Source organism: Alicycliphilus denitrificans (assembly GCF_044792555.1).
Taxonomy (GTDB): Bacteria; Pseudomonadota; Gammaproteobacteria; order Burkholderiales; family Burkholderiaceae_C; genus Alicycliphilus; species Alicycliphilus denitrificans_A.
The window spans coordinates 2,299,025-2,311,312 of record NZ_CP126238.1 but is presented as its reverse complement, the minus strand read 5'-3'; the positions used below and the strand labels follow the sequence as shown (position 1 = coordinate 2,311,312).

General features: G+C 64.3%; 15 protein-coding genes. 3 read left to right on the top strand and 12 right to left on the bottom strand.

Annotated elements, in window-relative coordinates; genetic code table 11:
- The 12 genes from P7644_RS11030 to P7644_RS10975 form a co-directional block, all read right to left on the bottom strand.
- A complete protein-coding gene (locus tag P7644_RS11030) occupies window positions 1–456 on the bottom strand; it encodes a hypothetical protein (protein ID WP_404299085.1) in 456 nt (151 codons plus the stop codon).
- A 101-nt stretch (window positions 457–557) separates the two neighbouring features.
- A complete protein-coding gene (locus tag P7644_RS11025) occupies window positions 558–818 on the bottom strand; it encodes a hypothetical protein (protein ID WP_404299083.1) in 261 nt (86 codons plus the stop codon).
- A gap of 44 nt (window positions 819–862) precedes the next feature.
- Window positions 863–3,190, bottom strand: coding sequence for a copper-transporting P-type ATPase (locus tag P7644_RS11020; RefSeq protein ID WP_404303181.1), 2,328 nt, complete (start codon window positions 3,188–3,190; stop codon window positions 863–865).
- A 102-nt stretch (window positions 3,191–3,292) separates the two neighbouring features.
- Entirely contained in the window at window positions 3,293–3,793 is a 501-nt protein-coding gene (locus tag P7644_RS11015; protein ID WP_404299081.1) for a c-type cytochrome, read from the bottom strand.
- Between the two features lie 55 nt (window positions 3,794–3,848).
- Window positions 3,849–4,496, bottom strand: a complete 648-nt coding sequence (locus tag P7644_RS11010; RefSeq protein ID WP_404299079.1) for a methyltransferase family protein — start codon at window positions 4,494–4,496, stop codon at window positions 3,849–3,851.
- A 4-nt stretch (window positions 4,497–4,500) separates the two neighbouring features.
- Window positions 4,501–4,797 carry a DUF2933 domain-containing protein gene (locus P7644_RS11005; RefSeq protein WP_404299077.1) on the bottom strand — a complete coding sequence of 99 codons (297 nt, stop codon included), beginning with the start codon at window positions 4,795–4,797 and terminating at the stop codon, window positions 4,501–4,503.
- 10 nt (window positions 4,798–4,807) lie between these two features.
- The gene (locus tag P7644_RS11000) at window positions 4,808–5,296 is read right to left on the bottom strand and encodes a hypothetical protein (RefSeq protein ID WP_404299076.1); all 489 of its coding nucleotides are present in this window, start codon (window positions 5,294–5,296) and stop codon (window positions 4,808–4,810) included.
- 72 nt (window positions 5,297–5,368) lie between these two features.
- Window positions 5,369–5,713 (bottom strand): copper-binding protein, encoded by a 345-nt coding sequence (locus P7644_RS10995; RefSeq protein ID WP_404299074.1) that lies wholly within the window; start codon window positions 5,711–5,713, stop codon window positions 5,369–5,371.
- A gap of 55 nt (window positions 5,714–5,768) precedes the next feature.
- Window positions 5,769–6,263: a plastocyanin/azurin family copper-binding protein gene (locus tag P7644_RS10990; protein WP_404299072.1), complete on the bottom strand. Its 495-nt coding sequence runs from the start codon at window positions 6,261–6,263 to the stop codon at window positions 5,769–5,771.
- Between the two features lie 31 nt (window positions 6,264–6,294).
- Complete coding sequence (locus P7644_RS10985; RefSeq protein WP_404299070.1) at window positions 6,295–7,707, bottom strand: multicopper oxidase family protein; 1,413 nt, start codon at window positions 7,705–7,707, stop codon at window positions 6,295–6,297.
- A 16-nt stretch (window positions 7,708–7,723) separates the two neighbouring features.
- Window positions 7,724–9,154: a TolC family protein gene (locus P7644_RS10980; RefSeq protein WP_404299068.1), complete on the bottom strand. Its 1,431-nt coding sequence runs from the start codon at window positions 9,152–9,154 to the stop codon at window positions 7,724–7,726.
- Window positions 9,151–9,492, bottom strand: a complete 342-nt coding sequence (locus P7644_RS10975) for a hypothetical protein (protein ID WP_404299066.1) — start codon at window positions 9,490–9,492, stop codon at window positions 9,151–9,153. Before P7644_RS10975 ends, P7644_RS10980 begins: the two co-directional genes overlap by 4 nt.
- A gap of 157 nt (window positions 9,493–9,649) precedes the next feature.
- Here P7644_RS10975 and P7644_RS10970 point away from each other — a divergent pair, with 157 nt between their 5' ends.
- The 3 genes from P7644_RS10970 (at window position 9,650) to P7644_RS10960 (ending at window position 12,237) form a co-directional block, all read left to right on the top strand.
- Complete coding sequence (locus P7644_RS10970) at window positions 9,650–10,333, top strand: heavy metal response regulator transcription factor (RefSeq protein WP_404299063.1); 684 nt, start codon at window positions 9,650–9,652, stop codon at window positions 10,331–10,333.
- Window positions 10,334–11,737: a heavy metal sensor histidine kinase gene (locus P7644_RS10965; protein WP_404299061.1), complete on the top strand. Its 1,404-nt coding sequence runs from the start codon at window positions 10,334–10,336 to the stop codon at window positions 11,735–11,737.
- Between the two features lie 146 nt (window positions 11,738–11,883).
- Complete coding sequence (locus P7644_RS10960; protein ID WP_404299059.1) at window positions 11,884–12,237, top strand: DUF4148 domain-containing protein; 354 nt, start codon at window positions 11,884–11,886, stop codon at window positions 12,235–12,237.
- Window positions 12,238–12,288 lie beyond the last annotated feature (51 nt).

The window sequence follows — 12,288 nt, the reverse complement described above, 5'->3', positions numbered from 1 at the left end:
TCAATTCCGAAGAACCTGAAGCGTCAGATAGAGCGGGGGCGCACCCGCGCGGGAGTCGGGCCGCGCCTGGCGGGGGCGGGAATCCACCGCCAGCGGTGCGTCGATCACCGCCGGAAGCACATAGCCGATCCAGACCGCGTGCGCGGCAAGCGATTGGACATCCAATCCGTGCAACGCAGGGACGGCCTGGCGATCGCCGCTGCAATGGGCCCGGCACAGATGCGGCGCCTCGTCGTCCATCGTCCCGGGCATGGCGTGGCAGTCCGGCATGGAGGGCATGTCCACCACCTCTTCCATGGCCATGCCTGCCGCCTGCATCAAGGCGGTATGTCCCGCAGAGTCCTGCTTGGGGCAGGCATACATCGCCAGCGCCATCTGCGAGAACAGCAAAGCCACGACGAGGCCGCCGGCAATCCGGCGGCCCCATTGCGTGACGATGCGTCGGATGGAAACCATGGTGGGATGTTCGCTGTGCTGGGTGTATGGCAACTTGCCGCGGATCAGAAACGCATCGCGGGAAAAAAGTGCCGCAACGGCCTACTCTGCACGCATGGAAGTCACCGAGGGCCTGACCCCATGGCGCCGGCATCCGGCTGGCCCGCGCGCCTCGCCATCGGCCAGTCCGAGAACGCCAGCACATACAGCGCGATCAGGTTGACCATGGGGACGATCATCAGCAGGCCGAGCCAGCCGGAAAACCCCGCCTTGGCAAAGATCTTCCAGAACGGCAGCACGATCACCACCGCACCCAGCAGCATCGTGAGCCAGTGGACACCGAACCACCAGGCCATGTCGCTATTACCCCATCCATACATCATGATGCATCTCCTGTGCTTGAAGGTTTTGAAGCCAATGGCTCGCGCTATGCACGCCGCAGCCGCAGTGCGTTGAAGATCACCGATGCCGAGCTCAGGCTCATCGCCAGCGCCGCGATCATGGGCGACAGCAGCCAGCCGGTGAACGGGTATAGCAGGCCGGCGGCGATCGGCACGCCGATGCCGTTGTAGACGAAGGCGAACAGCAGGTTCTGGCGCATGTTGCGCACGGTGTCGGTGGAGATTTCGCGCGCCGCCGCGATACCGCGCAGGTCGCCCTTGACCAGGGTGACCTGGCCGCTGTTCATCGCCACGTCGGTGCCGGTGCCCATGGCCACGCCCACGTCGGCCTTGGCCAGCGCCGGCGCATCGTTGATGCCGTCGCCGGCCATGGCGACCACATGGCCCTCGCGCTGCAGCTTCTCGACCAGGGCCAGCTTGTCGGCGGGCTTGACCTCGCCATGCACCTCGTCGATACCCAGCTTGGCACCCACGGCGCGCGCGGTGGTCAGGCCGTCGCCCGTGGCCATGACGATGCGCAGGCCGCTGGCGTGCAGGGTGCGGATGGCCTCGGGCGTGCTGGACTTGATGGGGTCGGTTACGGCCAGCAGGCCAGCGAGGCGGCCGTCGACCGCCAGGTGCATGACGCTGGCGCCTTCGCCGCGCAGGCGCTCGCCATCGGCCTTCAGGGCCGCCACGTTGACACCCACTTGTTCCATCAGCGTGGTGTTGCCCAGCGCCAGCCGCCGCCCCAGGGCGGTGCCGCGCACGCCAATGCCGCTGCCCGAATCGAAGTCGGCCGGCTTGGCCAGTGGCAGGCCTTGCTCGCGCGCCGCACTGACGATGGCATCGGCCAGCGGGTGCTCGCTGCCCTGGTCCAGGCTGGCCGCCAGACGCAGCACTTCACCGGGCGTGAACTCGGGAGTGGCAATAGCCGTCTCGAACGCGGGCCTGCCTTCGGTAAGCGTGCCGGTCTTGTCCACGATCAGCGTATCGACCTCGCGCAGCTTCTCGATGGCGGCGGCATCGCGGAACAGCACGCCCTGCGTGGCCGCGCGGCCCGTGGCCACCATCACCGACATGGGCGTGGCCAAACCCAGCGCGCAGGGGCAGGCGATGATCAGCACCGCCACCGCGTTGATCAGGCCGAACACCCAGCTGGGCTCGGGGCCGAACAGGCCCCAGACGAAGAAGGTGGCGACGGCGATCGCCACCACCACCAGGACGAACTTGCCCGCCACCACGTCGGCCATGCGCTGCATGGGCGCCTTGGAGCGCTGTGCGGCGGCCACCATCTGCACGATCTGCGCCAGCATGGTGGCCGCGCCGACCTTCTCGGAGCGCATGACCAGCGCGCCGCTGGTGTTGAGCGTGGCGCCGATCAGCGCGTCGCCCACGCGCTTGGTCACGGGCACGGGCTCGCCCGTCAGCATGGACTCATCGACCGCGCTGCGCCCCTCGGTCACCACGCCATCGACGGGCACCTTCTCGCCGGGGCGCACGCGCAGCAGGTCACCGACATGCACATGGGCGAGCGGCACGTCTTCCTCGCTGCCGTCGGCGTTGATGCGCCGCGCGGTCTTGGGTGCCAGGCCCAGCAGCGACTTGAGCGCGGCCGAGGTCTGCGAGCGTGCCTTCAGCTCCAGGATCTGCCCCAGCATGGTCAGCGAGATGATGACCACTGCGGCCTCGAAATACACTGCCACACGGCCCATGGCCACGAACGAGGCGGGGAACACCTGCGGCGCCAGCGTAGCGACGAAGCTGTAGACGAAGGCCGCCGACGTGCCGAGCCCGATCAGGGTCCACATGTTCGGGCTGCGCTGCACGATGGAGCGCCAGCCGCGCACAAAGAAGGGCCAGCCGGTCCACAGCACCACAGGCAGCGACAGCACCAGCTCAATCCAGCTCTGCGCCGCCATGTCGAACCAGCCCAGGCGATGCCCGAACATCGCCAGCACCGTGACGATGACGGTGAGCGGCAGCGTCCACCAAAAGCGGCGCTGGAAGTCCTTGAGCTCGTGGTTGTCTTCCGCGTCCAGCGGAATGATGGGCTCCAGCGCCATACCGCACTTGGGGCAGTTGCCGGGGTGATCCTGCTGCACCTCGGGGTGCATGGGGCAGGTGTAGGTGGTGCCGGCCGGTACCGCCACCGGGGCGGCAACAGGCTTGGGCGATCGGTGGCCCTCGTCGCCGCCATGCCCATGCTGGTGGCCGGCGTGCACCTCGTCCTCGGGCACCAGGTGCATCTGGCACTTGGGGCAGCGGCCCGGCTGGTTCTGGCGCACCTCGGGATGCATGGGGCAGGTGTAAATGGTTCCCACCGGGGCTTGTTCGCCGTCGGCGTGGCCGTGGCGATGCGGGTGATGGTTCATGTCCATGCCTTTTATTTGGGAGTTGACTCGATTCTTGGCCTTGCCATCATGGAAAGGTCAAGCGGCTTTCCCGGCGGACGCATCCAACGCGCGCCCGGCCGGCTATCGGGACAAGGACTTGCGATACTGGACATTGATCTCATCATGGCGCTGGCGGATCTCGGGCGGCCATTGCGCCTTGATCCAGGACAGCACGGCCACGATCTCGGCGTCGCTCAGCACACCGCTGTAGATGGGCATGGCCGTGCGGTAGTCGGGTTGATTGATCAGCTGCGCAAGGCCCTGCTTGGTGATGGCGAACAACTGCTCGTCGGGGTGGTGCCAGGTGTGGCCGCTGGAATCGTGGGGCGGCGCCGGCAAGAGACCATCGGCTCCGCGATCCCGCCAGTCGGCCTGGCCCTCGCCCTTGGCTCCATGGCAAGCCGCACACTGCTGCGCGTAGATGCGCTCACCCACGCGCAGCACCTGGGGATCGTCGGGACGCAGACTGTGCTGCGCCGCTGCTGGCCGGTCGGCAGCGCGCAGGGAAAAGTAACCCGCCCCTGCAACCAACAGCGCGAGCAGCGCTCCTGCAGTCCACAGGGCCAGCGGTTTCAAGGTCATCGCGGCCTCCCCGGTTTCATGTTCGCAGTCATATTCTTGTCGGCCTATGCATGACTCAAGGCTGCGCCTTTGCACCCCACCGGGGGATGAAACGTGGCACGCGCTGCGCATACTCCTCCCAGGCCCGCCCAAAGCGGAATGCGCTTTCGCGCTCTTCGTTATGCGCCAGGCGGGCATACATCACCACCAGCACCGGAAACATCAGCAGCGTCAGCAGCGTCGGCCACTGCAGAAGGAATCCGAACATGATCAGTACGAAGCCGATGTACTGCGGATGCCGCACCCGGGCGTACACACCGGTGCGCGCCAGCAGCCCCTGCCGCTGGGCCTCGTAGAGCACGGGCCAGGCAGCGGCCAACAGCCAGAAACCACCGCCAGTAAACAGGTAGCTGAGAATGTGGAAGGGGCCCAGGTGCGGATCGCCGCCCCAGCCAAACAGCAGCTCCAGCAGGTGGCCGGAGTTGTGGTTCAGCAGGTCTACGCCGGGTAACCTCTGCCCCAGCCAGCCCGACAGGAAATAGATGGTCAGCGGGAAGCCGTACATCTCCACGAACAGCGCAACGATGAAGGCCGTGAACGCCCCGAAACTGCGCCAATCGCGCGCGCTGGCCGGCTTGAAGAAGCTGAAGGCGAACATGACGAAGATCGCCACGTTGACCACCACCAGGGGCCACAGGCCATATGACGGTTCCGCATGCTCCATGGTCTCAGCTCCCGTTGGAATCCTGCTCCGTGCGCCGGCCGAGCCCGCCAAAGCCACCACCGTGCCCGCCATGGCCGCCATGGCCGCCATGGCCCTTGTGCATGAAGACATGCATCAGCGGGCAGGCCAGCAGCAGGGCATAGGGCCACCATTGCTCCAGGTGGGCGCGGTGCTCGGTCCACAGAAAGTAGCCGGCGACGGCGCCGAACACGAACAGGCCGACGGCGTAGCGCGAGCGCCAGAATCCGACGGGCTGCTCGCCCTGCACGCCCTGCGGATGGGATGCATGGTCGTGGGTCATGACGGTCTCCTTACTTGGTACCAGGGGTCGAGGTTTGCGACATGGGTATTCGATCCATCATCATCTGCATCATCGACTCCATCATGTCCATGCGCTTTTCCATCATCTGCGGGTCGCATTGCATATTCGCCGTGCCTGCCGATGACATGCCCGATGCCATCTTCCCGTGCATAGCGCCCATCATGCGCATGCCGTCCTGCATGGTCTTCATGTGTTCGGCCATCAATGCCTGGCGCTCCTGGGGCGTCTTGGCGGCGGCCATCTTCTCGTGCATGGCCTGCATGGCCTGCATTTGCCGATCCATCGCGGCCATGTCGCCCGAGCCCATGGCCAGGCCCGGCGATGGCAGTGCCGCTGCGGGCGCTGGCGCCGCACTTGCCGCAGGGGCAGCGGCGCCCGTCGGGTGGTGATCGTTATGCTCGTCCGTGCCTTGTGCCAACACGCTTACGGAGGCGGCGGCGATGCAGAGGCCGATCAGAGAGTGGCGAATGTGAATCATGATGCTTCCTTCCTGCTGTGAGAGTTGACTTGGGTTGCCGCGGCCGGCGGCACGGTGCGGTGGCGCCTTTGCTCAGCGCACGGGCTTGATGTCGGTGACGACCATCTTCCCGCTCTCCTGAACGACCACGAACTGCACCTTGTCGCCGGGTTTGAGCTTGGCAAGCTGGCCCTTGTCGCGGACGGTGAAGACCATGGTCATTCCGGGCATGTCCAGGTTCTTGATCTCCCCATGCTTTAGGGTGACCTTGCCGTTATCCGCGTCGATCTTCTTGACCTCGCCGTCGGTCATGGAGTCCGATGCATGGGACATATCCATCTTGCCGTGATCCATCGTCGCCTGAGCAAAACTGCTGACGGGCATGGCTATGCCCATGGCAAGAGCGGAGATGGCAAGAACGTTTTTGATGGTGTTCATGGTGTCTTCTAGATGGATGGATGAATCTATGGGCTGGTGCGCTGTATTCAGGCCATCACTTGCGGCTGACTTTGATGGTGCCCTTCATGCCCGCTTCGTAGTGCCTCGGCATCAGGCATGCAAAGTTCACGGCACCGGCCTTGGTGAACTGCCAAACAATTTCGCCCTGCTTTCCAGGCTGCAACGTGACCTTGCTGGGTTCATCATGTTCCATGTCGGGGAATTTCTTCATCTGCTCCAGGTGCTCCAGCAGTTCCTTCTCGGTGCCCAGGCTGAGTTCGTGCTTGACCTGCCCGGCGTTCTTGACGATGAACCGCACGGTCTCGCCCTGTTTGACCTGGATGTTCGACGGCGTGTAGCGCATGTTGTCGTTCATTTCGATAGTGATCGTGCGGCTGACCTTGGCGACCACACCGGGCTTTCCGATGGCCGTTTCGTCCCCATCATGGCCATGGCCGCCCGTATGACTGCCGCTGGCGAACGCGGCCCCCGACGCAGCCAACGCCACCATGGCGATGAGTTGAGAAACAGGGGATCGGGTGAATTTCATGGATGAACTCCAGCTGAATTGAAGGAAAAACTCAATGCTCGCCGTGCGTTGTCGGCTTGCGTACCTTGACTTCGGTCGGCGCTGCGGGCTTGCGAACACGCGGCATGGACTGTCCGCCTTCGGCACTGAAGCGCGCCGGATCAGCCATGGGGCCGGTGTACTTTCGCGCCACGGTGCCTTCGGGGTGTTTGAACCATCCAGGGTCTGTGTAGTCGCCCGGATTCTGCTCACGGCGCACCTTGAGCACGCTGAACATGCCGCCCATCTCCACCGACCCGAACGGCCCCTGGCCGGTCATCATGGGGATGGTGTTGTCCGGGATAGGCATCTCCATCTCGGCCATGTCCGCCATGCCACGCTCGCCCATGGCCATGTAGTCGGGGATGAGGTTGTTGATCTTCCTGGCCAGGCCACTGTGATCCACGCCGATGAGCGTGGGCACGTTGTGGCCCATGGCGTTCATGGTATGGTGGCTCTTGTGGCAGTGGAAGGCCCAATCGCCCTCCTCGTCGGCCACGAACTCAATCTGGCGCATCTGGCCCACGGCCACGTCGGTGGTCACCTCGGGCCAGCGTGCGCTCTTGGGCGTGGGCCCGCCATCGGTACCCGTGACAACGAACTCGTGGCCATGCACATGCATCGGGTGATTGGTCATGGTGAGGTTGCCGATGCGGATGCGAACCTTGTCATTGAGGCGGACATTCAATGAATCGATGCCTGGGAAGATGCGGCTGTTCCATGTCCACATATTGAAGTTCGTCATTTCCGCGACCTTGGGCGTTGCGGCCCCTGGCTCGATGTCATAGGCGCTGAGCAGGAAGCAGAAGTCCCGTTGCACCTCGTCGATCAGGGGATGCCTGGCCTTCGGGTGCGTGACCCAGAAACCCATCATGCCCATGGCCATCTGCACCATCTCGTCCGCATGCGGGTGGTACATGAAGGTGCCTGGCCGGCGCGCCACGAACTCATAGAAAAAGGTCTCACCAGGCTGGATTGCTGGTTGATTCAAACCGGCGACACCATCCATGCCATTGGGAAGGCGCTGTCCATGCCAGTGGATGCTGGTGTGCTCAGGCAGTTTGTTGGTGACGAAGATGCGCACGCGATCACCTTCCACCACCTCGATCGTGGGACCGGGGCTCTGGCCGTTGTAGCCCCACAGGTGCGCTTTCATGCCCGGCGCCATCTCACGTATCACGGGCTCGGCCACCAGGTGGAACTCCTTGACGCCCTGGTTCATGCGCCACGGCAGAGTCCAGCCGTTGAGCGTCACCACGGGGTTGTACGGCCGCCCCGAATTGGGAACGAGCGGCGCCATCGTGTCCGGGCTGGACTGAATCACCGCTTCGGGCAAGGCCGCCATGGCCACGCGGCTGACCGAGCTGGCAGCCACGGCGCCACCGGCAATACCGGCGAACTTGAAAAAGTCTCTTCTGGATGTCATTGCAATCGTCTCTGCATCAATGGCCGGCATCGCCGCCGCGGGGTGCGCTGGACGCGGCGGACAAGCGGGTGCTAGTCGGGCGTCCGATCACGGATGCCTGCAAGGCGGCATCGGCCAGCCAGAACTGCTGCTGTGCGTCCATGGCGGCGACAACGGCGCTGACCTGATCGCGCGCATCGGCCAGCAGCTCGAAGGTGCTGATCAGCATGCCGTTGTAGAGAAGCTGGTTCTCCTCCGAGATCACCTTGCGCAGCGGCACGACTTCATCGCGATAGTGACGCGCCACGTCGTAGGCTGTGCGGTAGGCGGAGTAGCTTTCGCGCAGGCTGGAGCCCGCGGAGCGCACCGTGGCTTCGAGATGATTGGCGGCCGCCAGGGTGCGGGCGTTCATCGCCGTGCGCTGCATCCCGCCCCAATCAAAGATAGGCAGGCGTACCGCGATTTCCCAGCCGCGCGCGGTGGAGCGGGTACCACCGACATGGTCGAAAGTCGTGTTGCGCCGCCCGGTGAGCTCGATATCCGTGAAACTGGTCACCATGTTCAAGCCCTGAGCCTTGGCTGCTACGTCCAGAGTAGCCTGTGCCAGGCGTATGTCCAGGCGCGCCCTGGTGGCCTGCGATCCGATCTCCTGTGGATCCAGTGGCCGCTTGGGCAGATCAGGCAAGCGCTCGGGTAGCTTGAGCGCCTGCGCCTGCTCTTCATTCAGTCCCAGCAAACGAACCAGTTCCTCCCGGCTGGCGGTGACCTGGTGCTGGGCCGCGCTCAACCGGGTGGCGGCGTCGGCGTAGAAGGCCTGCTCGCGTGCGCGGGTGATGCGGTTGAAGTTCCCCACGGCTTGCATGCGCTTGGCCAGCTCCGCTCCAGCCTCCGCGCTGGCATAGACCTGCTTGGCATACTCGAACGATTGCTGCGCGACAACGGCACGTACCCATGCCTGGCGCACCTGGGTGACCTGATCCACGACATCGCTGCTCAAACGCAGTTGGGACTGCTCAATCAGCCGATTGGCGACACCGTACCGCGACGGCAGCGTCAGAAGATCCAATAAGCCCAAAGAAAGGGCACGAGCCAGCTCCAGCTCCGGGCCTGCCGTCATGCGCTCAAAACTGAAAACAGGGTTGGTAATCCGGCCCACTTGCGCGGCGTTCGCGGACTCCGCCCAGCCCTGCGCCAACAACACCTGCAAGGACGGGCTGTTCACCAGCGCCAACTGGACGGCCTGCGTTTGTCCCAGAGGCTGAGCAAGTAGGGCGTGAGCGGCTTGCGCGCGCTGATCGCGCTCGTCCTGGGTCTGAGCCAAGGCGAGCTTGCCCCCAGTGAAGCTGCCCGCCACGTCATTCACACGGTTAATGTTCTGATCCGGGCTGACGCTGGCGCAGCCCGTCAACACCGCAAGGCCGAGAGCGGATAGCGCCGGCTTGGCATGCGTGGCACGCAAACGCATCATGGCTTGCCTCCGCCGTGATGACTGGTGTGCGGGTCGTTCGCAGGAGCCGCATCCTGGGCGGACACGGGCACACCCGTCTTGATCTCCTTGGCATAGGCGCGCCAGCCACCGATCTGGCCCACGCGGTCGTTGGCTTGCTGCCAGGACTGAACCGGCTGATCCGTATAGGCCCGGTAGTCGCCGATGGCAGACGAGTATTGCAACTTCGTCGGTAGTGCCGTCTTAGAGGCCTCGGCATCCGCCGGAGCTTGCGAAAAGGCGGCTGTGGCAAGCAACGCCAATGTCCACGGCATGAACGCCTTGGGCGATGGCAGTGGCAGTGGGTAGGAAATGGCCATGATCTCCTCTTGATGAGTCTCAAGTTTCACGATGGGGAGATTCTGGAAGGCCCATGCTTTCATCCAGGTGTTCTGAAGATTACATTTTTGTTATCTCCATGCCAGGCGACCTCAAGCTCGGCACACTCGCGTAGCAGCACACCGAAGGAGGGCGCACGTGAAGATATTGATCGTTGAGGACGAACCCAAGACCGGGGCCTACCTGCGCCAGGGGTTGAGCGAGGCGGGCTATAGCTGTGACCTGGTGCCCGATGGTGCGGATGGACTGCACATGGCCATCCACGGCCAGTACGACCTGGTGATCCTGGACGTCATGCTGCCGGGCCTGAACGGCTGGCAGGTGCTGCAGTCCCTGCGCGATCGGGGCCTGGAAATGCCCGTACTGTTCCTGACTGCCCGCGATCAGGTGGAGGATCGGGTCAAGGGCCTGGAGCTGGGGGCCGACGACTACCTCGTCAAGCCGTTCTCGTTTGCCGAGCTGCTGGCCAGGGTGCGCATCATCCTGCGGCGCGGCCATGCCGGCGGCGAAGGCAGCACACTGCGCGTGGCCGATCTGGAGCTCGATCTGCTGCGCCGCAGGGTGTCCCGCAATGGCCGGCGCGTGGACCTGACGGCCAAGGAGTTCGGCCTGCTGGAGCTGCTGATGCGCCGCCATGGCGAGGTACTACCGCGCTCGCTCATCGCATCGCAAGTGTGGGACATGAACTTCGACAGCGACACCAACGTCATCGAGGTCGCCATGCGCCGCCTGCGCATGAAGATCGATGAAGGCCATCCAGTCAAGCTCATCCAGACCGTACGCGGCATGGGCTATGTACTGGATGTGCCAGAGGAGCCCTGAGTGCCGTCGCGCGCCCGTTGGGGCAGGCTCCCGCTGACCCGGCGCCTGACCCTTTTCTTCACCGTGGTGGCCGCAGCGGTCGTGCTCGGCCTGGGCATCATGTTCTTGGTCGCAACTGGGCAGCATTTCGTGGCGCTCGATCGCATCGCCCTGCAGGACAAGCAGCACCTGATCGAAGAGATCTTGCGCAACGCCCATTCGGCGGAGGATGCACGTTGGCGCCTGGGCGAGGCCCTGGGCTACCACCATGGCCTCTATGCCCGGGTCACGGATACGCAGGGAGAGCTCATCTTCCAATCACAGGGCTTCGCCCCGGATGCGCACAGCGCGTCGGCAGGGCCTGCGATGGAAAAGGAACCGTTCGGCACCTGGAGGCACGGCGGCAGCATTTATCACACCTGGCGTTTCGAGGCCACGCCTGCCTACTCACAAACGACATTGCGCGTACTCATCGCGACCGATACGGATCATCACGCACAGTTTCTGCGGGACCTTCGGCGCGATCTGGCCATTTATGTGGCCGCTGCCATCGTCGTGTGCGGCTTCCTGTCCTGGCTCGCTGCGCGCCAGGGGCTGGCCCCGCTGCGCGAGATGCGATCCCGCGCGGCCGCGGTCACCAGCCAGAGGCTGAGCGAGCGCATGCCCGTGCAGGCCGTGCCGGTGGAAATGGCCGACCTGGCGCAAGAGTTGAACCGCATGCTGGACCGCCTGCAGGAGGACTTCCAGCGCCTGACCGACTTTGCGTCGGACCTGGCGCACGAACTGCGCACCCCTATCAGCAATCTTCTGACGCAGACACAGGTGGCCCTGGCCGCTCGGCGCGATGCCGGCACCTACCGCGACATCCTGGCCTCGAACGCCGAGGAATTCGAGCGGCTGGCGCGCATGGTGTCCGACATGCTGTTCCTGGCCAAGACCGAACGCGGCGTGGACCTGCCGCACAAGGAGCGGTTTTCCGCCCGCCAGGACGCACTGGCGCTGCTGGATTTCTATGAGGCGGTGGCCGAGGAAAAACGCATCCGCCTGCGGCTGGAAGGCGATGGCGAGGTCCAAGGCGACCGCCTGATGTTTCGTCGCGCCCTCAGCAATCTGCTGTCCAACGCACTGCGCCACACGCCCGAAGCCGGCACCATCATGATCCATATAGCGGGCACCGCGCAATCCACGGTGGTGTCTGTGGAAAACACGGGCTCCGACATCGACCCCAAGATGCTGCCACGGCTGTTCGACCGCTTCTACCGGGCCGATCCCGCCAGGGCGCATCCCGATGCCGAGGGCAGCGGGCTGGGCCTGGCCATCACCCGTGCCATCGCCGAAGCCCACGGCGGCCGTGTCACCGTCACATCATCCAACGGGCGTACATGCTTTGCGCTGGTGTTTCCGCATCGCGCAGCCCAAGCATGACTCCGACCACGACGAAAGCTGTCGGAAATGTCATCCGGCTGTCTAGGTTTTGTTGGGTAGGGGTTTCTACCATGAGCACATCTCCTCAGCGCTGCACCCAAGCGTCGGAGATGCAAACCTCAGAGACTCCAAAAAGGATATTGATCATGACTCAACGTCGCCTCTCCCTCTCCGCCGTGTTCGCAAGCGTTGCCGCCGTGGCGGCCCTCGGTCTGCCGGGCATGGCATCGGCGGAATACTGGCATCCCGCCAACAACGAAGCTGGCGTGGTCGTTCATCCCGAACACTTCAAGAGTGACAAGACCCGCGAGCAAGTCAGGGCGGAAACCGAAGCCGCGATGCGACAAGGCCGTTTGTCTTATGGCGAAAGCAATTTCCCGCGGGGTGCAGAAGCAGCACCAGCGACGTCGAGCAAGACCCGCCAGCAGGTGATCAACGAAATGCGCAATGAGACCGCCGCGCAACACGAGGCACGGCGGCTGCTGTACTCGGCCGGCTGATCGAACAACCAGCCCGACGATATCGCCGGGCGTCCCAAGTCTTGCATGACA